The organism is Saccharopolyspora gloriosae, from assembly GCF_014203325.1.
In the GTDB taxonomy this organism is placed as follows: Bacteria; Actinomycetota; Actinomycetes; order Mycobacteriales; family Pseudonocardiaceae; genus Saccharopolyspora_C; species Saccharopolyspora_C gloriosae.
Window position 1 is genome coordinate 5,292,943 of record NZ_JACHIV010000001.1, and the last position, 21,873, is coordinate 5,314,815.

The following is a 21,873-nucleotide window of genomic DNA, read 5'->3' on the forward strand; positions in this document are numbered from 1 at the left end:
CCAAGGAACGGAAGCACTCATGTCCGCACCCACGCACGTCTCCCAGTACACGCCGACCGAAGAGATCCCGGAGCTCGGCGCGGTCGAACTGCACCCCGCACTGGACCTGCCGCTGCTGCGCGACTCGATCCGCCCCGACCACGAGCTGTGGACGCCGAAGGAACTGCGCGACCTCACCACGCTGGCCATCACCGAACTCACCGGCTCCCTGCTGGACCTCGTCGAGGTCCACGACGAAGAGCGCTGGTGGGCGCGGCTCGGCCTCACCTCGGGCGTCGAGCTGTGGCTGCTGTCCTGGGCGCCCGGACAGGGGACGAAACCGCACGACCACGGCGGCGCCTCCGGATCGTTCGCGGTGCTGTTCGGCGAGGTCCGGGAGGACTACCGCTACCCGGCGGGCCCCATCCGCGAGGCGCACCACGGCACCGGTTCGTCGATCGGCTTCGGCGCCGGGCGCGCGCACCAGGTCCGCAACACCAGCTCGGTGAACGCGGCCACCGTGCACGCCTACTCGCCGCCGCTGCTGCCGGTGCGCCACTACGCGGACCTCTCCGACGTGCCGCCCGTGGCGCCGCAGCCGGCGGGCCCGATCCGGAAGAACATCTGATGAGCGAGGTCACCGTGCCGACGCAACGCCCCCACGCCGACGAGGCCCCTGGTTTCGGCCCGTACGGCATCGACCACCTGCTCACCGACGCCCGCGGCGACCTGGACCGGGTCGATCCGCGCGGCGCCGCGGAGCTGCAGCGCAACGGGGCCCTCCTGATCGACATCCGGCCGGAGTCGAACCGGCTCGCAGAAGGCGAGATCCCGGGCGCGCTGAACGTGGAGCGCATCGTGCTGGAGTGGCGGCTGGACCCGTCCAGCCCGCACCGGCTCGACGGCCTGCGCGTCGACCAGCCCGTGGTGCTGGTCTGCAACGAGGGCTACGCGTCGAGCCTCGCCGCCGCGCAGGCCCGCGAACTCGGCCTGGGCAGGGCGACCGACCTGATCGGCGGGTTCCGGGCGTGGCGCGCGGCCGGGCTCCCCGTCGAAGGCGGTCACGCCCCCGTCGGCTGAGACGTACCCCGCAGCGAGGGCGTCGTCCACCGGACGGCGCCCTCGTTCGCGCGCGGACGGCCCCGCGCCCGGTCGCGGACGGCCTCGCTCCCGGTCTCCGCCTGGCACCACCGACGGCGGTGCCCGGAGCCCCGGTCGAGCCCGGCCGCAAGCACCTGGTGCGGGACCGGAAGAATGAGTCCCGGAGGGGACCGGCGGGGTGATCGCCAGGCGGTCCGAACGGCGCCGGAACCGTGCGCAGAGCGGCCGGAAACGGCTGGGAGGTGGACGTGGACGACCTGGTCATCCGGATGGACGGAGTCGGAGTCCGGCGGGGTGGAAACGCGCTGGTGTCCGACGTGAACTGGTCGGTGGAACTCGACGAGCGCTGGGTGGTGCTGGGACCGAACGGCGCGGGCAAGACCACGCTGCTCAAGCTCGCAGGCGCCGAACTGCACCCGTCGGACGGCACCGTCGACGTGCTCGGGGAACGCATGGGCCGCACCAACGTGTTCGAGCTGCGCCCGCGGATCGGCCTGTCCTCGGCCGCGCTGGGTTCGCGCGTGCCCGGCGACGAACTGGTGCGCGACGTGGTGGTCAGCGCCGGGTACTCGGTCCTCGGCCGGTGGCGCGAGGAATACGACGAGATGGACACCGACCGGGCCACCGAACTGCTGGACCTGCTCGGGGTGGCGCACCTCGCCGACCGATCCTTCGGGACGTTGTCCGAAGGCGAGCGCAAGCGCACCCTCATCTCCCGCGCGCTGATGACCGATCCGGAGCTGCTGCTGCTCGACGAACCCGCCGCCGGGCTGGACCTGGGCGGGCGCGAAGACCTGGTGGCGCGGCTGTCCGCACTGGCCATGGACCCGGAAGCACCCGCGTCCGTGCTCGTCACCCACCACGTGGAGGAGATCCCGCCGGGGTTCACCCACGCCCTGCTGCTGCGCGAAGGCACCACCGTCGCGCAGGGGCTGCTGGAGGACGTGCTCACCGAGGACAACCTCTCGAAGACCTTCGACCAGGACCTGGAGCTGCAGCGCAGCGGCGACCGCTACTTCGCGCGCAGGCGCGCCTGACCGACCGCACCCGCGCGACGGGCCCCCGCTCCCAAGCGAGCGGGGGCCCGTGCGCGTTCGGCCGCAAGGGATACGCGACACCACTACTGAGATCGTCGACACTGACGATCGGCGGGAACGCGGGATAGCCTCCGGGCAAGCGGCAGTTCGACGAGGAGGTTGCGGCGTGGGTGAGTTCGTCAGGCTCGACGTGGAAGGCGCCATCGGCACGATCAGGTTGGAACGGCCGCCGATGAACGCGCTGAACCGGCAGATCGAGCAGGAGCTGAAAGCCGTGGCGGCGGAGGCGGCCGAACGCCCCGACGTGCGCGCGGTGATCGTCTACGGCGGCGAGAAGGTCTTCGCGGCCGGCGCCGATATCAAGGAAATGGCCGACATGTCCTACTCGGACATGGCCGCCAAGGAGGAGAACGGCCTCACCGCAGCGATGAGCGCCGTCGCCGCGATCCCGAAGCCGACCGTCGCCGCCATCACCGGCTACGCCCTCGGCGGCGGATTCGAACTCGCGTTGAGCTGCGACCGCCGCATCATCGGCGACACCACCAAGGTCGGTCAGCCGGAAGTCCTGCTCGGCGTGATCCCCGGAGCCGGCGGCACCCAGCGCCTCGCCCGGCTCGTCGGGCCCAGCAAGGCCAAGGACATCATCTTCTCCGGCCGGTTCGTCAAAGCCCCCGAAGCCCTGGAACTGGGCCTCGTCGACGAGGTCGTGGCGGCCGACGAGGTGTACGCGGCGGCCCGCAAGTGGGCCGAGCAGTTCGCCAACGGCCCGGCGCGCGCGCTCGCGGCGGCGAAGGCCGCGATCGACGGCGGCCTCGACATGGACCTCGACAACGGCCTGCGCCTGGAGACGCAGATCTTCGCCGGCCTCTTCGCCACCGAGGACCAGAAGATCGGCATGCGCTCGTTCATCGAAAACGGCCCGGGCAAGGCTGAGTTCACCGGGCGGTAGGTGCTGGGCTCGTTCTGCTTTGGTGGTCGGGTAGCGGAACCTCAGCGTTCTTCTCGCTGCGGGATCTTTTTCCCAAGTGGCTCCGCCACGAGGGAAAAAGCTGTCCTCGCGAGAAGAACGCTGAGAACCCGCCGGTGAGGGCTTTTCGACGTGGGCTATGTGCTTCGCACATACAGGCACGGCCTGCGGCCGCAAGGCAGGCTTGCTTCGCCGCCCAGAGCACGGCTTCGCCGCAAAGCACGGCCTACGGCCGCAAGGCAGGCAGGGCTTCGCCCGCCCTACTGCACGGCCTCGCCGCAGAGGCACGGCCTTCGGGCGCGAGGCTGGTGGGCTTGGCCTTGCTATTCGCTGCACGGTTTGGTTGTGAGGCACGGGCTCCTCCGGTCGTGAAGCGGACGGGCTTCGTCGCCTTCGCCGGCTACGTCGGCGAAAGGGCGCTCGGCGCTGGGGCGCTTTGCTTCGCTCGTGCTTGGGTTTCGCCGGGTGGTGGTCGGGCTTTGGCGCGGTGTTCGTTGGCGGAGACCGGGGGTGTTGGCGGGGGATTCCGGGTGGGCGTGTCTCCGGGGTGCTCGGGTGGGGCGGTTAGAGTGCTGCGGTCCAGGTAGAGCACGTGCGCGGTGGTGGGAATTCGGTGGGCTACGCATTCGATCTCGATGATGTGGCCTTCCTGCGGTCCCCCGCCGGGGCCGAGGCCGTCGCGGTCGTGGCGCAACGGCCGCTGACCGCGGACTCGCGGCTGGCCGACGTCGCCGCCGCTCGGGCCGCCGCCGGAGCGCGCTTCGCCGGGGCCGTGCTGGAGACCGCGGTGCTGCGCGGCCGAGCCGAGTCCAAATTGGACGGTGCCGGGCAGTGGCTGTTCACCGCGGACTCGTTGCAGCAGGCGACCACCGCCGCCGTCGCCCGGCACCGCGCCCGCCGGCTCACCGGCCGCGCCGTGCACGACGTGACCTGTTCGATCGGCGCGGACCTCCGGGAAGTGGCGCTGGTCGCCGAGCGCTGCATCGGCTCCGACCTCGACGAGGTCCGGCTCGCCATGGCCCGGCACAACCTCACCGCCGACGGCAGTTCCGCGGGCCTCGTGCGCGCGGACGCGCTGCGCCCCACCAGCACCGGGACCACGATCGTCGCCGACCCCGCGCGCCGCGACGGCACCGGCCGCCGCCGCTGGAACCCGGCCGACCTGGTGCCGCCGCTGGACGCGCTGCTCGACGTCCACGCCGGCCGCGACATGGTCGTGAAGTGCGCGCCCGGCCTCGACTTCGACGCCATCCCCGACCACGCCGAGGTGGAGATCGTCTCGCTCGCCGGGCAGGTCCGGGAAGCCGCCGTGTGGCTCGGCGACCTCGCCGAGCACGGGGTGCGGCGGCGCGCCACCGTGCTGCGCGCCGGCGGAGCTCCCGACGAACTCACCGATCAGGCCCCCGACGAGTGCCCCGTGCTCGACGTCGGCCAGTGGATCGTCGACCCCGACGGTGCCGTGGTGCGCGCCGGACTGGTCCGCCACTACGCGGCGCGGCACGGGCTCGGGCAGCTCGACCCGCGCATCGCCTACCTCACCGGCGACGCGCCACCGCCCGGCATCCGGGCGTTCCGGGTGATCGACCACGGGAAGTACGCGGAGAAGACGCTGCGAGCGCTGCTGCGCGACCACGACGTGGGGCGGCTGGAGATCATGACCCGCGGCGTCGACGTCGACCCCGACGCGCTGCGCCGCAGGCTCAAACCGCGCGGCAGCACCGAAGCGACGGTCATCATCACCCGCGTCGGCAGCACCCCCCGCGCCTACCTCTGCCGAGCCGAACGCACCTGAAGCCGATCACCCTCCGCACCCCTGCCCGGATCCGCATTTCACCCGCACCCGCGCAATTCGCGAGAAATCGCGGGACACCAGGGAAAACGGGGTCACGATCGTGGAGCCGGACGCGGAGCGGAAGCAGGTCTCACCACGCCGAGGGTCACTCGGCCCAGCTTCGAACACCGCTCACTGGCCGACGATGCTGACCTGACGCGTCTCGGACGGGCCGTCCCACGTGCGGGGCAGCGGCGTGGCGACGTCCGGAGCGACGACGTCCACGATGGCGTCCAGCGCCGCCTCCGCCTTCCCGACCCACAAGTGCTTGGTGTCGTCGAAACCGGTGACCGTCGCCTGCGGGATCGTCGCGAACCGGCGGCGCGCCTCCTCCGGGCGGAGGTAGTCGTCGAACTCCGGGACCAGCGCGTGCACCGGCTTGCCCGACTCGCCCCACGCCCGCAAGTGCTCCTCGGTGCTCCAGCGCAACGGCGGCGAGATCAGGATCGCGCCCCGCACCAGCGGATCCAGCCCGTGCACGAGCGTGAGGTCCGTGCCGAACGACCAGCCCACCAGCCACACGTCCGGCAAGTCGTGGAACTCGGCGTACTCCAGCGCCGCGGCGACGTCGAACCGCTCGGAGTCGCCGTTGTCGAACGAACCCTCGCTGCGCCCCGCCTCGCTGGCCGTGCCGCGGGTGTTGAACCGCAGCACGGCGAGATCGGCCAGCGCGGGCAGCCGGAACGCCGCCTTGCGGTAGAGGTGCGAGTCCATCATCCCGCCGTGCGTCGGCAACGGGTGCAGGCACACCAGCGTGGCTCGCGGAGCACCGTTCGCGGGCAACGACAACTCACCGATCAACCGCAGCTCATCGGCGGTGTGCAGGGTGATCTGCTCCCGCTCGGCGGGCAGCACGGTGTTGGCGCGGATCTCGGTGCTCATCGGCTCGATCCTCCCACGCCCACCAGGCCGCACCGGTGTGAGATGCCCGTCAGGACCAGCGCCGAGTGGGCCCGCGGCGCCCGCGCGCCCGCCAGCACCCGCTGTGCCAGTGCCGCCGGTCGGCGACGTCGCCCTGCTCGTCGGCGGGCCACGCCACGACGTGGCCGACACCCGGCCGCACCTCGTGGTCGCATCCCGGGCAGCGGTAGGTCTTCGTGGCCTGCGCGGCCGGAACGGTCCGCACCACCCACTCGCCGTCCGGTCCTTCCTCCACCCTGGACCAGCCGAAACCGGAACCCATCGGCCGAGGACCCGGCCCCGGCGAATCACCGGTCGGGCGCTGAGGACGATTGCGGCGCGGCACGCCCCCACCGTAACGGCACCGGCCCGTGCCCGTATCCAGCCCTCTACGGCCGAGGGAGCCCCGGCCAGGCGCGTTCCGCGAGGCCCCTGGCGAACTCGCACGCGTCCAGCCCGGTGCCATCGGGGTACGCCACGACGATCATCGCCACCTCGACCTGGCCGCCGCCCGGTTCGCCGAACGGGAGGTGCCCCGTCTCCGCCGAGCACAACGGGGTTCTCGGGTCGCCGCCGACGACGCTGGTCACCGTGCGGCGACCCGCGATCGACTCCTCCACCGCCGACCCGTGCAGCACGGCAGGCGGATCACCCGCGGTGTGCACCAACCGCACCCGCGGCGACGCGGCGTCCTGCTGCCCCCACTGGCACTGGTGGCCCGCCGGGGAACCCTCCGGCTCGGCCTCCTCCAGGCCCGGTACCTCGCGCACCACCTCGGTGCCGAGCACCCGGCACGGGTCACTCAACGCCAGCGAATTCGGCGGGTACGGGCGGTGGCGCACCTGGTGCCGCCCGATCGCGGCGACGACGTCACCCGCCCCCGCCTCCGCCAGCCCGCACAGCGCGGCACCCGGCGCACCATCGAGCTGATCGGCGCTGACCAGCAAGGAATTGCCGTCACCGAACAGGACCCGCCGCGTGCAATGCCCCGGCAACGGCGCCTCCCGCGCGATCCGGAACGCGCCCGCGCCGACCACCGGATCGGCCTGCCGCGGAGCTTCCCGCGCGAGTTCGCCGACCTTCAGCTGCGCCAGCGCGCCCTCCGCCATCCGGACCCGGAACAAGCAGTAGTCCAACGAGACCGTGCCCGCGTCGCGCGCCTCGCCGAACTTCGCCAACGACGCGGGATCGATCAGCGAACACGGATCGACCGTGCGCGGATCACCGAGAGCCCCGGTCACCGACGCGGACTCGCGGTCCGACACGGGTTCCGGACGCTGCTGCGCGACACCGCTGCAACCGACGGCCCACAGCAGCAACGACACCAGCACCACCGGCAGACCAAGAAAACGCGGCATCGCCCCAGACTAACTTTGTTCGGGGTGGGGGTCGTTTTGCCCGGGGGGGTGGGTGGCGGAACCTCAGTCGGTCTCTCGCTGCGGGATCTTTTTCCCGAGTGGCTCCGCCACGAGGGAAAAAGCTGTCCTCGCGAGAGACCGACTGAGAACCCGCGGGTAGTCGGCTTTTGGACGTGGGCTATTCGCTGCGCGAATACAGGCACGGCCTTCGGCCGCCAGGCAGGCTTGCTTCGCCGCCCAAGGCACGGCTACGCCGCAAAGGCACGGCTACGCCCGCCCAAAGCACGGCTACGCCGCAAAGGCACGGCCTCCGGCCGCAAAGCAGGCGTGGCTTCGCCCGCCCAAAGCACGGCTACGCCGCGAAGCACGGCCTCCGGCCGCGAGGCAGGCTTAACTTCGCCCGCACGGAGCGCGGAGCACGGCGTGGCAGGTGTGGGTTTGCTCGTTTGCGGTGCTGGCTTCGGCCGTGCAGTGGGCTTCGGCGGTCGCCGGGGGCGGTCCACTTCGGACTGGGATGGGGCGTTGCGGGCCGTCCCGTCGGGGTCATTCGCCGAAGTTCTGGTCCACCAGGTCGAGGATGCGCTGCACGGCCGCGCCCGCGTCGGCGCCCGTCGCGACCAGGGTGATCCGGTCGCCCTTGCGGGCGCCGAGCCCCATCAGGCCGAGCACGCTAGCCGCGTCCGCCTCCGACTCGCCCGCCCGCACCCGGACGTCCGCCTGCAAGCCGGTGAGGCTGCGCGCCAGCAACGCCGCCGGGCGAGCGTGCAGGCCGACCTCGTTGCGCAGCTCGATCTCCTCGGTGATCGACTCGGCGGCGTCGGCGACCGGCGCCTGCTCCGCCTCCGAACCGACCCCGGCGGCGGTCGCGGCCCGCGCCACCGCATCCCGGTCCTTGCCGCCCTGCGCCTCCACGGCGGCCGCCACCGCGCCCTCGACCAGCGGCGCATCCGCCACGATCGCCGTCGTCGGGTCGCCCAGCGACTCCACCGCGAGCTCCGCCGTCATCTGCGCGCTGCCCAAGTCGTAGAGCAGCACGACGCCCGAACCGGAATCGGCGTCCGACAACGCGGCCGAGACCTTGTCGAAGTCGGTGCCGACGGCACCGCCCGCCAGACCCCCCGCGGGCACGACCCGCACGTCCGGCGCCATCTGCGCGGCGAGCTCCGCCACACCGGCGGCGAGCCGCTCGCTGTGCGAGACGATGACCAGGCCGACACTCATCACACGGACCTCGATTCGACGAACGCGGACAGCAGCAGCGCGGTCGACCGGGCACCCGGATCGACATGCCCCGCGCTGCGTTCTCCCAAGTAAGAAGCCCGGCCCTTGCGGGCGACGAGCGGTTCGGTGGCCTGCGCCCCGGAATGCGCGGCCTGCGCCGCCACCTCCAGCACCCTGGCGGGACCGGCGCCGTCGGCGGCGGCCGCCTTCGCCGCATCCACCGCCGGGATCAGGGCGTCCACCATCGTCTTGTCCCCCGCCACGGCTTTGCCGCGGGCGACGACACCGTCCAACCCGGCCTGCAAGGCCGCAGCCACCGCCGGACCGTCCAGCTCCGGCGCATCGCCCACCGCCGCCGCGGCGCGCAGGAAAGCCGTGCCGTAGAGCGGACCGGACGCGCCACCGACCGTCGAGATCAACGTGGTCGCGACCTGCTTGAGCACCGCACCCGGCGTCTCCGGCACCGCCGTGTCCAGCTTCGACACGACCGCGCGGAAACCCCGATCCATGTTCTCGCCGTGGTCGGCGTCGCCGATCACCCTGTCCAGCTGGATCAGCTCATCCCGATGCGCGGAGACCGCCGCCGCGCCCGCCTGCAGCGCGCCGATCACGTCCGTTGCCGTGCAACCCATCTAGTCCACCCGTCCTAGTCACCAGTGCAGTGCGGCGGTGCGCACCGGGTCGTCCCACAGTTCGGTGAGCTCCTCGTCGAGCTTCAGCAACGTCAGGCTCATGCCCTGCATGTCCAAGCTCGTCGTGTACGGGCCGACCAGCCGCCTGCGCACCCGGACACCGCGCTCGGCCAGCAGCCGCTCCGCGATGCCGTGCGCCCCGTACAGCTCGATCAGCGGCGTCGCGCCCATCGAATTCGTGAACAGCAGGACGTCGTCGCCCTCCGCGAAGGGCAGGTCCTCCAAGATCGGCTCCAGCAGCTTCTCGACGATGCCGTCGGCGCTGTCCATCGGCAGGCGCCGCCTGCCCGGCTCGCCGTGGATGCCGATGCCGATCTCCATCTCGTCCTCGCTGAGCGTGAAGCTCGGCTCGCCCGCGTGCGGGACCGTCGGCCCGGTCAGGGCCACGCCCATCGACCGCACCTGCCCCACCACTCGCCGGGCGATCGCCTCGCACCGCTGCAGGCTCTCGCCGCGCTCAGCGGCGGCGCCGACGATCTTCTCCACGAGCACGGTGCCGCCGACCCCGCGCCGCCCCGCGGTGTGCGTGGAGTCCTTCACCGCCACATCGTCGTCGACGATGACCGCGCGCACGTCCGCGCCTTCCAGCCCGGCCAGCTCCGCGGCCGTCTCGAAGTTCAGCACGTCACCGGTGTAGTTCTTCACCACCAGCAGCGCGCCCGCACCCGACTCGGTCTCGCTGATCGCCGCCTGCACCGCGTCCGGCGTCGGCGAGGTGAACACGGCTCCCGGCACGGCCGCGGTGAGCATGCCCGCGCCGACGAACCCGCCGTGCAGCGGCTCGTGCCCCGACCCGCCACCGGAGATCAACGCGACCTTCCCCGTCACCGGCGCGTCCGCGCGCACGATCAACGCGGGATCGGTGCGGACCCGCAGCAGCTCCGGGTGCGCGGCGGCCATGCCCTGCAACGCGTCGCCGACCACCGTCGCCGGATCGTTGATGATCTTCTTCACCGTTGGCCTCCTTGCCGCCGGTTCGCGACCGCGGCGCCACCTGCTCGACGACCGGGCTCGCGGGAACGTACGGACTCCCGGACCGAATGTGCCCGCAAGAGCCGCCTCATCGCATCCTCGCGCCGATCCGAACCGGGCGGAACCTCCCACTCCGGAGCGCACATTCGATCACTCCGAGCGGGCAGGTTACGCGGGGACGGCCACATTCCGATCACGCCCCGCACAGCACATGCCCTGCACGTGGCACCCCACCCGCCACCGGCCACAACGCCCTGCCGGAGAGGAGGGGAACCTTCCTGTCACCGAGCCGAGGAAGGTCGCCTTCCTGCCATCCGCGAGCGGGGCGCGCAGCCCAGCACGGCGCGGCTCCAGCCGCCCCGGCCGTCGCGTGACGAGGAAGGGAACCTTCCTGCCACCGGCGCGAGCAAGGGAACCTTTCTGTCACTCCCACCGCCATCGCCCGGCACGCCCTGCGAGGAAGGGAACCTTCCTGTCACCGAACGGCGCGACCGGGCCAGCCCGCAGCGCGGGCTCGGTTCGGTTCGGAAAGCTCCCCTCCTCGGGGGTGGTTCAGCGGCCTCGGGTGAGGCGGATCAGCCGCACGACGGCGCCGACCGTGCCCTTCGAGCGGGCGAAGGTCATCGGGTTCAGCGGGATGCGGAACTTGGTGCGGGTCATCGACTGCGGGCGGCTGAACTCGCGCAGCCCGTCCTCACCGTGGATGCGGCCGAACCCGGAGTCGCCGACACCCCCGAACGGCAACGCCGGAACGGCCGCGAACGAGATCACCGAGTTGACCGCGACCATCCCGGAGCGCAGCTTCCGCGCGAGCTCGACGCCGCGGGAGCGCGAGAACACGGTGCCGCCGAGGCCGTAGCGGCCCTGGTTGGCGCGCGCCACGCCCTCCTCCGCGTCGTGGACGCGTTCGACGACGATCGTCGGGCCGAACGTCTCTTCCACGGCGGCCTCCGAGTCGGCGGGGACGTCGACCAGCACCACCGGTTCCACGAACGGCGGGCGCACCGAGTCCTTGCCGCCGATCACCGCGCGCGCTCCCGCGTCCAAGGCCGAGTCGACGTGCCTGCGGATCACCTCGACCTGCGAGGGCATCGTGATCGGCCCCAGGTCGGCGCCGGGCTCGCCACCGGGGCGGAGCTTCTTGGCGCGTTCGGCGACGAGTTCGAGGAACCGGTCGGCGACGGCCTCGACGACGAACACCCGTTCCACGCCGATGCAGGTCTGGCCGGCGTTGGACATGCCGCCCCACACGGCCGCCTCCGCCGCGGCCCGCAGGTCGGCGTCGGCATCGACGATCAACGCGTCCTTGCCGCCGCACTCCACGAGGACCGGGGTCAGCGTCTGCGCGCACGCCGTCATCACGCGCTTGCCCGTCTCGGTCGACCCGGTGAACGCCACCTTGTCCACTCCCGAAGCGCACAGCGCGGCACCCGTCTCGCCGAAACCGGTGGTCAGCGCCAGCACCGGGTGCTCGGGCACGATCTCGGCGAAGCTGTCCACCAGCCAGCGGCCGACGCCGGGGGTGAGCTCGCTCGGTTTGAACACCACGGAGTTGCCCGCGGCGAGCGCGTAGGCGATCGAGCCCATCGGTGTGAACGCCGGGTAGTTCCACGGGCCGATCACACCGACGACGCCGAACGGCAGGTACTCGACGGTGGCGGCCTGGTTCGCCATCAGCACGCCGGAGCCGACCTTGCGGCGGCGCAGCACCTTCTCCGCCTTGTTGGCGGCCCAGTGCAGGTGGTCGATGACGAGGACCAGTTCCAGCCGGGCGTCGTCGAGCGGTTTGCCGGTCTCCGAACAGATCACCCCGGCGAGTTCGTCGATCCCGCGCACCAGCCGGGCGCGCCACTGGTCGAGGCGCTTCTTCCGTTCCGCGAAGCCGAGTTCCGCCCACCACCGACCGGCCACGCGGGCCGATTCCACGATCTCGTTGACCTCGGTGGCGTCGTGCAGCGGATACCGTCCCACGACCTCGCCGGTCCGCGGATCGAGCGAGTCGAACGACTGCGCTGAGGCCGCTCCGGCAATCGTGTCGGCGTCGCCGTTGGCGGTCCGGGTCATGGGCTGCCTCCCACCGTTTCAATGGTCGTTGTAATTCGGCAGCCTACGGAAATACCGGGCGCGGCGGCAGGTACTCGGGTCGAAAGCGGGCAATCACATGTGAACGGCGCGAAGTTCGTCATCAGCGTCGCGAATCGGCTACGACCGGTGCTCACGACTCTTCGCGGGCCGTGCCGGCCCGGGTGCGCTGAGTCGCGTGCCCGGACGACCGACAGCCACCCGCGGTGATCCACCGCACGCCGACGGGTCACCCCCGCGGGAGTTTCGCCCGCGCCGCGCGAGCGGCACCGATCGCGTTCGCGCACGGGTCGAGCGGGATCCGCCCGGCGTTGCTCACCGACACCTCGACGAGCTCGTCGTCCCCGGACGGCTTGGCGACGCCCCGGTTCTCCCACTGCACCCGGCAGGTACCCGGGGTGGCTCCCGGCAGCACCGAGGCGAACTGACCGCCCAGGTCGGCCGGCGGGACCGGGCCCGTCTCCACCCGGCCCGATCCGAAGCGCACGTTCGCCGACACCCCGTTCTCCGGGGTCCAGCCGCACCGGAACAGGCCGCGGGCAACGGCGGGCGCGGTGGCGCCGGCCAGCGCGTCGCGGGCCTCGACGGGGTTGAGCATCGCGCACGGGTCGTAGGAGGCGATCGATCCCCCGCCGCCGCCGATCGGCGGATCGGTGCGGAGGGTGTCGACGATCCTGGTCATGATCTGCACCGCGGCCGAGCACGGGTCGGTCGCCCCATCGCTGAGCAGTTGGACCTGCATGCCGTGGCGGGTGCCCAGGACGTCGGCGCCGGACCCCTGGTAGGCGGCGCGGACGAAGCACGTCTCGTCCTCGGGCAGCACCTCGCCCGGCAACCCGCCGATGCGGTGGGTGTCGACGTTGTAGACGTCGTTGTCCAGGTACAGCGTGGCGTTGAACTGCTCGCCGTCGTGGTCCTTCATGAAGTTCGAGCAGGACCCCAACTCGCCCCGGGTGTCCGAGGCGGGCTCGCCGTACTGCTCCAGCCCGGCGGAGCGCAGTGCCGCGCACGGGTCGACCGAGCGCAACCGGTCCGGCGCGAACGCGTCGTCGAAGACCGCGTCCGCGTCCACGTCGAACTCGACGACCGGCACGGTCTCCCGCTGCGACGTCGCCCTCCCCATGCCGGTGGCGCAGCCTGCGGCGGTGAGCAGGACGAGCAGGGTCGCGGTCAAGGTCACGAGTCTGGACACGCGATCACAGTAGCCAGCGAACCCGCCCGGCCGGTCCGGAACCGGTCATTCTCCGCCTGCGAACGGCGAATTCGTCCTGGGCACGCGAACGCGGCGCCGCCGATCGAGCCGAAGCCACGATCGACGACGCCGCGCGGTGCCGCCGCGTTCCGGACCGCGAGGACCGGAACGGGCGAGGTCAGTGCTCGGCGGCACTCTCCTCGGTGGAGCCGTCAGGAACGATCAGGGGCCGCAACCGGACCCACAGGGCGAACGCGACGGCGAACACGAGCATGCCGAGCCCGCTCCACAGGTTGATGTTCATCCCGGCGGCCTTCGCCACGTCCTCGGCGCTCGCGGTGGCACCGAGGACGGTGAGCACCAGGCCGTACAGGAAGAACAGCACAGCGATGATCAACCGGATGTCGAAGGCGCCCGCAGTGCGCTTGGGTGTCTCAGTAGCCATGGGGTTCCTCCGGTCAGCCGAAGACGATGTTGAGCACGATGGTGATCACCAGGACGATGCCCGCCATCAAGCCGGGCTTGCGGTACCAGCCCGCGTCCTCGCCGGAGGCCGCTGCCTTCAGCTTCGTCCGCGGTGTCAGCGAGTACACCAGGCCGACCAGTTCCTCGTCCGGCTTCGGCCGGGTCACGATGCTGACCAGCACGCTGACCACGATGTCCACCACGAACGCCGCACCGGCACCGACGAAGCTCGCGCCCTGACCCGGCAGGTCCAGGACCCCGGTCTCGGCGAGTGCGAACACGGCGACCGCGGACGCGGTACCGAGCACCAGGCCGAGCCAGCCCGCGGTCGGGGTCATCCGCTTCCAGAACATACCGAGGATGAACGTGGCGAACAGCGGCGCGTTGAAGAACGAGAACAGCTGCTGCAGGTAGTCCATCAGGTTCTCGTAGCCGGACGCGATGAACGCCGTGCCGATCGCGATGACGGTGGCGCCGACGGTCACCCAGCGACCCATGTTCAGGTAGTACTGGTCCGACTCGTCCTTCTTGATGTAGGACTGCCAGATGTCGTAGGTGAACACCGTGTTGAACGAGCTCAGGTTCGCCGCCATACCGGCCATGAACGAGGCGAGCAGACCTGCCAGCGCCACGCCGAGGATGCCGTTGGGCAGCAGGTCCCGCATCAGCAGCAGGATCGCGTCGTTGTAGTCGACGTTGCCCGTGGAGGTCGCCTTGAACACGACCAGTTCCTGCACCGCCACGCCGGCGATCATGCCGGGGATGATGACGATGAACGGGATCAGCAGCTTCGGGAACGCGCCGATGATCGGGGTGCGCTGGGCCGCGGACATGCTCTTGGAGGCCATGGCCCGCTGGACCTCGACGAAGTTCGTCGTCCAGTAGCCGAAGGCCAGCACGAAGCCGAGGCCGAACACGATGCCCAGCACGCTCAGGAAGCTGTTGGTGAACCCGGTGAGCTCGGTGCCCGGCCACGCCGAGAGCTGCTCGGCTCCGCCCGGGCTGGCGCTGACCTTGTCGACCAGGCCTTCCCAGCCGCCGACCTTGTGCAGCCCGACCAGGGTCAGCGGCAGCAGCGCGGCGACGATCACGAAGAACTGCAGCACCTCGTTGTAGATCGCCGCGGACAACCCGCCGAGCGCGGTGTAGGTCAGCACGATCGCGGCGGCCACGATCACCGACACCCACAGCGGCCAGCCGAGCAGCACGTTCACGATGCTGGCCAGCAGGTACAGGTTGACACCGGCGATGAGCACCTGCGCGAGCGCGAAGCTGATGCCGTTGACCAGGTGCGCCGGTTTGCCGAAGCGCCGCAGCATGAACTCGGGAACGCTGCGGACCTTCGAGCCGTAGTAGAACGGCATCATCACGATGCCGAGGAACAGCATCGCCGGGACCGCGCCGACCCAGAAGTAATGCATGGTCGGCATGCCGTACTCGGCACCGTTGGCCGACATGCCGATGATCTCGATCGCGCCCAGGTTGGCCGCGATGAAGGCCAACCCCGTCACCCACGCCGGCAGCGCGCGCCCGGACAAGAAGAAGTCCAGGCTCGTGGAGACCGAGCGCCGAGCGAGATAGCCGATGCCGAGCACGAACACGAAGTACAGCGCGAGCAGCACGTAGTCGACCGCGCCGGCATCGAGCCGCAACTCTTCTTGGGCTAGCACGTCCACGGCTACCCCACCTCCAGACCCAACAAAGTCCAACGATAATCACCACCCGATCGGCGGCAGACGGACACTACCGCACAGTGGGACCGCTCACACTGGACCGATACCAATTCGTTGGGTGTCAACTTTCGGCGCAACCACCACTCCTCCGAGCAGCCGAAACGTCACGGACAGTCAGACGCCGTCTCGGCCCAACAAGAAACGACACCGCGTTTCGCGGACCGGATCAGGACACGGAATCCACCACGCGATCACAGCGCAGTCCACAGGAGAAAACGAAAATCAACCCGAGTCGCGGTACGGGCGAGCACGACCGGCAGGCGCCCGCGCGGGACCGCCGGAGACCCCGGCGATCCGCCGCACCGCAAGGCGAAGCCGACCGGCAGGACCCGGACGCAGAAGGGCGGCTACTCCGCCCGGAAGAGGCGGCCGACCAGCGCGAAGCGCGAGCGCGGACACGCCGAGGAACACCGATGAAGCGATCATGTCTCCAGTGTTCCGCGCGCTGCGGCGGAAATCATCACTCAGCAGGGTGAACACGTGTTCGACATGCGCAGGCGCGTCAACCGCGCCGGAATCGACGACCTCACGGCCGCGGAGCGACGGCGGAACCCGCCACCGCCCCGCAGGAGGGACTCAGAACAGCCGGAACTCGTCTGGCTCGATCCCGCGCAGCTGGTCGTAGTCCAGCGTCACGCACCGGATGCCGCGGTCCTCCGCCAGCGTCCGGGCCTGCGGCTTGATCTGCTGAGCCGCGAACACCCCGGTCACCGGCGACAGCAGCGGGTCCCGGTTCAGCAGTTCCAGGTAGCGGGTCAACTGCTCCACGCCGTCGATCTCGCCGCGCCGCTTGATCTCGACCGCGACGCTGGCACCGCCCGAATCCCGGCACATCAGGTCCACCGGGCCGATCGCCGTCGGGAACTCGCGGCGCACCAGCGACCACCCGTCGCCGAGCGTCGTGACGTGCTCGGCGAGCAGCTGCTGCAGGTGCGACTCGACGCCGTCCTTGACCAGGCCCGGCTCCGGGCCCAGCTCGTGCTTGGAGTCGTGCAGCACCTCTTCGATGCTGATCACCAGCTTCTCGCCGGCCTTGTTCTGCACCGTCCACACGCCGGGGTCCTCGATCAGCCAGCACGGCGGGCTCATCCAGTTCAACGGCTTGTAGGCGCGGTCGTCGGAGTGCACCGAGACCGACCCGTCGGACTTCACCAGCAGCAGGCGCTGGGCGACGGGCAGGTGCGCGGTGAGGCGGCCGACGTAATCGACCTTGCAGCGAGCGATGACAAGACGCACCCGGCACAGGGTACGGGCGCCGATCACGATGTCGAGCACCCATGCCGGTAGTGCCCCGGCAAACCTCACGAAGATCACTAGGACCGGCAGGTCTACCGTGCGTTCTCGTGTCGTACGCCCAGTTGTTCTCCCGCGTCAAACCGGTCGAGCGCCTCACCGACGAAAGCTCGCACACCGCGCTGAGCCGCACCCTGGGGCTACTACCGCTGGTCGCGCTGTCGGTCGGCGCGACCCTGGGAACCGGGATCTTCGTCGTGCTGGCCGAAGCCGCGCCCGCCGCCGGACCCGCCGTGATCGTGTCGTTCGTGCTGGCCGGCCTGGCCGCGTTGTGCTCGGCGCTGTCCTACGCCGAACTCGCCGGCAGCGTCCCGGTGTCCGGCTCGGCGTACTCCTACGCCTACGCGACCCTCGGCGAACTCGTCGCCTGGATCTGCGGGTGGTGCCTGCTGCTGGAGTACGGCGTGTCGGTCGCCGCGGTCGCCGTCGGCTGGGGCGGATACCTCAACGAGTTCCTGCGCGGCACCCTCGGCATGACCATCCCCGACGCGCTGTCGGCGCCCCCGGGCGAAGGCGGCATCGTGAACGTGCCCGCCGTCATCGTGGTGCTGCTCGCCACGGCCGTGCTGATGATGGGCGTGCGGGAGAGCGCCGCGGTCACCACCTTCACCACCCTGCTCAAGCTGGCCGTGCTGGTGTTCTTCGTCTGCGTGGCGCTCACCGCGTTCCGCTCGGAGAACCTGACGCCGTTCGCGCCGCTCGGCATCGCGGGCATCTCGGCGGGCGCGTCCGCGGTGTTCTTCTCGTTCATCGGGTTCGACGCCGCCTCCACCGCAGGTGAGGAGGCGCGGAACCCGAAGCGGGACCTGCCGAGGGCGATCATGCTCTCGCTGGTCATCGTCACCCTCGTCTACGTGGTGGTGGCCTTCGCCGCCGTGGGCGCGGTCGGCACCGACGTGCTCGGCGGCTCCGAGGCCTCGCTCGCGACCGCGCTGGAGATCGTCACCGGTCAGGGCTGGCCCGCGGTGCTGCTCGCGTTCGGCGCCGTCGTCGCGATCGCCTCCGTGGTGCTGACCGTCCTGTACGGGCAGACCCGGATCCTGGTGTCGATGTCCCGCGACGGGCTGATGCCCGCGAAGCTGTCCGCGGTCAACCGCCGCGCCGTGCCCGCGCACAACACCATGATCGTCGGCGTGCTGGTGGCGATCCTCGCGTCCGTGGTCCCGCTGAGCAGCCTCGCCGACGCGACGAGCATCGGGACCCTGGTGGCCTTCGGGATCGTCAACGTCGGCGTGATCGTGCTGCGGCGGCGCAAACCCGACCTGGACCGGTCCTTCCGCACGCCGCTGATGCCGTGGGTCCCGCTGCTGGGCGTGGCGCTGTGCGCGTACCTCATCCTCGGGCTCGACTGGGTCACCTGGCTGGTCTTCGGGATCTGGACGGCCGTCGGCCTCGCCGTGTACCTCGGCTACGGCGTGCGCCGCTCGAAGCTCAACCGGGCGGAGAGCGCCTGACGGGCGCGGCCGGGGTGACAGGAAGGTTCCCTTCCTCGCCTGCCGCGCGATCGGTCCGGAGCGAGGCGTAGGACCATGGGCTCATGCGCACGACGAGCAGCCGCGAGGTCTACGCCAACCCGTGGATGACGGTCCGGGAGGACGGCATCCGCCGCGCCGACGACTCCGACGGGATCTACGGCGTGGTGGACAAACCGGACTACGCGCTGATCATCCCGATGGACGGGGACCGGCTGCACCTGGTCGAGCAGTTCCGCTACCCGCTGGGCATGCGCCGCTGGGAGTTCCCGCAGGGCACCGCGCCGGACCGGGCGGAGGTGGAGACCGCGGAGCTCGCCGCCCGCGAACTCCGGGAGGAGACCGGGTTGCGCGCGGCGCGGCTGACCGACCTGGGGCGGCTGGACGTCGCTCCGGGCATGTCCAGCCAGCGCGGCAGGGTGTTCCTGGCGACCGGCCTCACCGCCGGGGAGCATGAGCGGGAGCTCGAGGAGCAGGACATGCGGGCGGCGTGGTTCGACCGCGCGGAGGTCGAACGCATGATCCGGGACGGCGAGGTGACCGACGCCCAGTCCATCGCCGGATACCTGCTGTTGTGCTTGCACGAACGAAAAACGTGAAGTTCGCGGATTCCACTTGGCAAAAGTTGATCATTGGTCCACGATCGGACCAATGCCCGACTCGGCCATGATCAGCGAGGTGCCACCGGGTGAGCAACAGACCTAGCTGGAAACCGGTCCGGGCAGACCTGACCAGGCCCAGCGCCGCCCGCATCTACAACTACTTCCTGGGCGGCTCGGCCAACTTCGCGGTCGACCGCGAGTTCGCGCAGCGCGCCCTGGAGATCTTCCCCGGAGCGCGCGAATACGCACGGCTCAACCGGCTGTTCCTGCAGCGCGTCGTGCGCTTCTACCTGGACCGGGGCGTGCGGCAGTTCCTCGACATCGGCTCCGGCATCCCGACCGCGGGCTCCGTGCACGAGATCGCGCAGCGGCTCGACCCCGAGTCCACCGTGGTCTACGTGGACAACGAGGCCGTCGCCATCGCGCACAGCCAGCTCGTGCTGCAGCACAACGCCCGCGCCGAGATCGTGCAGGGCGACATGCGCGACCCCGAGCAGCTGCTGGGCGTTCCGGAGCTGACCCGGGTGCTCGACCTGGACCGGCCGATCGGGGTGACGATGCTCGCGATGCTGCACTTCATCCCGGACCGGGAGGACCCCGTGGGGCTGCTCGGCCGCTACCGCGAGCTGCTCGCACCGGGGAGCTACCTGGCGCTGTCGCACTGCACCGCCGACCAGCTGCCGGAACTCGACGCCGCGGGCGAGCTGTACCAGTGCACGTCCACGCCGGCGACGCTGCGGACCGCGGAGCAGATCAGCGCGATGCTGGGCGGCTTCGACGTGCTGGAACCGGGAGTGGTCTTCACCCCGCAGTGGCGACCGGACTCCGAAGAGGACGTCGGACCGGACCCCGAGCGCGCCGCGAGCTACGCGGCCGTGTGCCGCAAGCCCTGACCAAACGCTCGGGCCGCGGACTGTGGCGGGCGTCGCTGCGCCCGGAAATCACGTGACGCCACCGGGCCCGCGTCCCTATTCTGCGCGAGTGCCCGCTCAACTCGTTCCCTTCGTGCTGTTCGTGATCGTGGTGACCCTCGCCCCCGGCCCCGATACCGCGCTCGGCCTGCGCAACAGCATCCGCGGCGGAACGGCCGGGATGTGGTGGACGGGCCTCGGCTGCTGCACGGGGCTGCTGGTGCACGCGGCGATCTCGGTGGCCGGGTTGTCGGCGCTGCTGGCGGCCTCCGCCGTCGCCTACACGGCGCTCAAGATCGCGGGCGCGGCGTACCTGGTGTGGCTCGGCGCGACGACCCTGTGGAAGAGCGTCCGGGACCGCGGCGAACCGGCCACCGACCTGCCCGCGGCCGCCGCGGGCAGCGGTGTGCTGACCCGGCGCGCGGCGTTCCGGCAGGGCCTGGTGAGCAACGTGCTCAACCCGAAGATCATCCTGCTGTTCCTGACGCTGCTGCCGCAGTTCATCTCGCCGGGCGAACCGCGCACGGCGACCTCGATGATCCTCACCCTGGCATTCCTGGGCGTCGCGCTCGTCTACTGGCGCCTGGCGTCGTGGCTGGTCGGCGGCCTGCGAGGACTGCTCAGCCGCAGGCGCGTCCGGCTCGCCCTGGAACGGATCACCGGCACCGTGATGGTCGGGCTCGGCATCCGGGTGGCGTTCGAGAGCGGCTGAGCTCCTCAGTCCGTGACGCGCTCGATGTAGGCGCCCAGCCCCCGCAGGTTCTCCACGAAGTTCGGGTACCCGCGGTCGATGTGGAACACGTCCCACACCTCGGTGATCCCGTCGGCGCACAACCCGGCCAGCACCAGGCCGACACCCGCGCGGATGTCGGAAGCCCACACCGGCGCGCTGGAGAGCCGCTCCAGCCCGCGCACCACCGCGTGGTGCCCGTCGGTGCGCGCGTCCGCGCCCATCCGCACGAGCTCCTCGATGAACCTGAACCGGGACTCGAAGAGGTTCTCCGTGATCATCGACGTGCCGTCGGCCACCGCGGACAGCGCCAGCGCCATCGGCTGCAGGTCCGTCGCGAAACCCGGGTACGGCAACGTCACGTAGTCCACCGCCAGCGGACGCCGGTCGGCGACCACGCGGAACTCCTCGTCGCCCACGACGACCTCGGCACCCGCGCTGCGCAACTTCTCCAGCACCAGGTTCACGTGGTGCGGGTCCACGCCGCGCACCTTGATGTCGCCCTGCGTGGCCACCGCGGCGAACGCCCACGTCGCGCCCACGATGCGGTCACCGATGACCCGGTGCTCCACGGCCTTGAGCGAGGACACGCCGTGCACCGTGAGCGTGGAGGTGCCCGCGCCCTCGATCTTCGCGCCCATCTGCTGCAGCATCACGCACAGATCAACGATCTCCGGCTCCCGCGCGGCGTTGTCGATCATCGTGGTGCCCTCGGCGAGCACCGAGGCCATCAGGATGTTCTCCGTGGCCCCCACGCTCGGGAAGTCCAGCCAGATCTGCGCGCCGTGCAGGTTCTCCGCCTCGGCCACGACCGCACCGTGCTCGATGTGGCTCGTCGCGCCGAGCTGGCGCAACCCGCTCTGGTGCATGTCCAGCGGGCGCGAACCGATCGCGTCGCCGCCCGGCAGCGTCACCACCGCCTTGCGGCACCGCGCCACCAGCGGACCGAGCACGCACACCGACGCGCGGAGCTTGCCCATCGACGGCGAGACCGCCTCGTGGCTGATCTCAGCGGGCGTCGTGATGTACGCGGTGCGGCCCTCGATCACGACCTCGCAGCCCAGACTGCGCAGCACGTCCCCCATCAGCGGGACGTCCAGGATCTCCGGGCAGTTCGTGATCGTCGTCGTGCCCTCGGCCAGCAACGCGGCCGCCATCAGCTTCAGCACGCTGTTCTTCGCGCCGACCACGTCGACTTCGCCGACGAGCCGCGCTCCGCCGTGCACGCGGAAGTGCTCACTCACGAACAGCAGGTTACGGCCCTGGCACGGCCCCGTCCGTGGCGGGTGCGCTACGCGCAGCGGTGCGAGGAAGGGAACCTTCCTGTCACCGGTG

General features: G+C 71.0%; 21 protein-coding genes. 9 read left to right on the forward strand and 12 right to left on the reverse strand.

The window, feature by feature from the left end; translation table 11 throughout:
* The first annotated feature begins 19 nt into the window (after positions 1–19).
* The 5 genes from BJ969_RS22995 to BJ969_RS23015 all read left to right on the forward strand — a co-directional run bounded on the left by BJ969_RS22995 (position 20) and on the right by BJ969_RS23015 (position 4,876).
* Positions 20–607 carry a cysteine dioxygenase gene (locus tag BJ969_RS22995; protein WP_184481972.1) on the forward strand — a complete coding sequence of 196 codons (588 nt, stop codon included), beginning with the start codon at positions 20–22 and terminating at the stop codon, positions 605–607.
* Entirely contained in the window at positions 607–1,059 is a 453-nt protein-coding gene (locus BJ969_RS23000; protein WP_184481974.1) for a rhodanese-like domain-containing protein, read from the forward strand. Before BJ969_RS22995 ends, BJ969_RS23000 begins: the two co-directional genes overlap by 1 nt.
* Positions 1,060–1,349: 290 nt before the next feature.
* Positions 1,350–2,117, forward strand: a complete 768-nt coding sequence (locus BJ969_RS23005; RefSeq protein WP_184485676.1) for an ABC transporter ATP-binding protein — start codon at positions 1,350–1,352, stop codon at positions 2,115–2,117.
* A 166-nt stretch (positions 2,118–2,283) separates the two neighbouring features.
* A complete protein-coding gene (locus BJ969_RS23010) occupies positions 2,284–3,066 on the forward strand; it encodes an enoyl-CoA hydratase-related protein (RefSeq protein WP_184481976.1) in 783 nt (260 codons plus the stop codon).
* Positions 3,067–3,697: 631 nt separating this feature from the next.
* Positions 3,698–4,876: a THUMP-like domain-containing protein gene (locus tag BJ969_RS23015; RefSeq protein ID WP_184481978.1), complete on the forward strand. Its 1,179-nt coding sequence runs from the start codon at positions 3,698–3,700 to the stop codon at positions 4,874–4,876.
* Between the two features lie 171 nt (positions 4,877–5,047).
* On the opposite strand, the gene BJ969_RS23020 is transcribed toward BJ969_RS23015, so the two are convergent.
* The 11 genes from BJ969_RS23020 to nucS all read right to left on the reverse strand — a co-directional run bounded on the left by BJ969_RS23020 (position 5,048) and on the right by nucS (position 16,766).
* Complete coding sequence (locus tag BJ969_RS23020) at positions 5,048–5,797, reverse strand: alpha/beta hydrolase (RefSeq protein ID WP_184481980.1); 750 nt, start codon at positions 5,795–5,797, stop codon at positions 5,048–5,050.
* Positions 5,798–5,846: 49 nt separating this feature from the next.
* Positions 5,847–6,161: a hypothetical protein gene (locus BJ969_RS23025; RefSeq protein ID WP_184481982.1), complete on the reverse strand. Its 315-nt coding sequence runs from the start codon at positions 6,159–6,161 to the stop codon at positions 5,847–5,849.
* A gap of 43 nt (positions 6,162–6,204) precedes the next feature.
* Positions 6,205–7,173, reverse strand: coding sequence for a DUF3558 family protein (locus tag BJ969_RS23030; protein WP_184481984.1), 969 nt, complete (start codon positions 7,171–7,173; stop codon positions 6,205–6,207).
* Between the two features lie 543 nt (positions 7,174–7,716).
* On the reverse strand, positions 7,717–8,394 hold the full coding sequence (gene dhaM / locus BJ969_RS23035; RefSeq protein WP_184481986.1) for a dihydroxyacetone kinase phosphoryl donor subunit DhaM: 678 nt from the start codon (positions 8,392–8,394) through the stop codon (positions 7,717–7,719).
* The gene (gene dhaL / locus BJ969_RS23040) at positions 8,394–9,026 is read right to left on the reverse strand and encodes a dihydroxyacetone kinase subunit DhaL (RefSeq protein WP_184481988.1); all 633 of its coding nucleotides are present in this window, start codon (positions 9,024–9,026) and stop codon (positions 8,394–8,396) included. The genes dhaM and dhaL overlap by 1 nt, the downstream gene beginning before the upstream one ends.
* 18 nt (positions 9,027–9,044) lie before the next feature.
* A complete protein-coding gene (gene dhaK / locus BJ969_RS23045; protein ID WP_184481990.1) occupies positions 9,045–10,040 on the reverse strand; it encodes a dihydroxyacetone kinase subunit DhaK in 996 nt (331 codons plus the stop codon).
* A 570-nt stretch (positions 10,041–10,610) separates the two neighbouring features.
* Positions 10,611–12,122 carry an aldehyde dehydrogenase family protein gene (locus tag BJ969_RS23050; protein WP_184481992.1) on the reverse strand — a complete coding sequence of 504 codons (1,512 nt, stop codon included), beginning with the start codon at positions 12,120–12,122 and terminating at the stop codon, positions 10,611–10,613.
* A gap of 247 nt (positions 12,123–12,369) precedes the next feature.
* Positions 12,370–13,332: a hypothetical protein gene (locus BJ969_RS23055; RefSeq protein WP_184481994.1), complete on the reverse strand. Its 963-nt coding sequence runs from the start codon at positions 13,330–13,332 to the stop codon at positions 12,370–12,372.
* Positions 13,333–13,510: 178 nt separating this feature from the next.
* The gene (locus tag BJ969_RS23060; RefSeq protein WP_184481995.1) at positions 13,511–13,777 is read right to left on the reverse strand and encodes a hypothetical protein; all 267 of its coding nucleotides are present in this window, start codon (positions 13,775–13,777) and stop codon (positions 13,511–13,513) included.
* A gap of 13 nt (positions 13,778–13,790) precedes the next feature.
* Positions 13,791–15,473 (reverse strand): sodium:solute symporter family transporter, encoded by a 1,683-nt coding sequence (locus BJ969_RS23065; RefSeq protein WP_184481997.1) that lies wholly within the window; start codon positions 15,471–15,473, stop codon positions 13,791–13,793.
* 633 nt (positions 15,474–16,106) lie between these two features.
* Positions 16,107–16,766 (reverse strand): endonuclease NucS, encoded by a 660-nt coding sequence (gene nucS, locus BJ969_RS23070; protein ID WP_184481999.1) that lies wholly within the window; start codon positions 16,764–16,766, stop codon positions 16,107–16,109.
* Positions 16,767–16,873: 107 nt separating this feature from the next.
* On the opposite strand from nucS, the gene BJ969_RS23075 reads away from it, so the two are divergent.
* From BJ969_RS23075 to BJ969_RS23090, 4 genes are all read left to right on the forward strand, one after another.
* Positions 16,874–18,277 (forward strand): amino acid permease, encoded by a 1,404-nt coding sequence (locus tag BJ969_RS23075; RefSeq protein WP_343071558.1) that lies wholly within the window; start codon positions 16,874–16,876, stop codon positions 18,275–18,277.
* An 83-nt stretch (positions 18,278–18,360) separates the two neighbouring features.
* Complete coding sequence (locus tag BJ969_RS23080; RefSeq protein ID WP_184482004.1) at positions 18,361–18,894, forward strand: NUDIX domain-containing protein; 534 nt, start codon at positions 18,361–18,363, stop codon at positions 18,892–18,894.
* A gap of 89 nt (positions 18,895–18,983) precedes the next feature.
* Positions 18,984–19,790, forward strand: a complete 807-nt coding sequence (locus tag BJ969_RS23085; protein ID WP_184482006.1) for an SAM-dependent methyltransferase — start codon at positions 18,984–18,986, stop codon at positions 19,788–19,790.
* Positions 19,791–19,878: 88 nt separating this feature from the next.
* Positions 19,879–20,520, forward strand: a complete 642-nt coding sequence (locus BJ969_RS23090; protein ID WP_184482008.1) for a LysE family transporter — start codon at positions 19,879–19,881, stop codon at positions 20,518–20,520.
* A gap of 5 nt (positions 20,521–20,525) precedes the next feature.
* Here the strand turns inward: BJ969_RS23090 and murA are convergent, their stop codons facing one another.
* A complete protein-coding gene (gene murA / locus BJ969_RS23095) occupies positions 20,526–21,782 on the reverse strand; it encodes a UDP-N-acetylglucosamine 1-carboxyvinyltransferase (protein ID WP_184482010.1) in 1,257 nt (418 codons plus the stop codon).
* Positions 21,783–21,873: the final 91 nt, after the last annotated feature.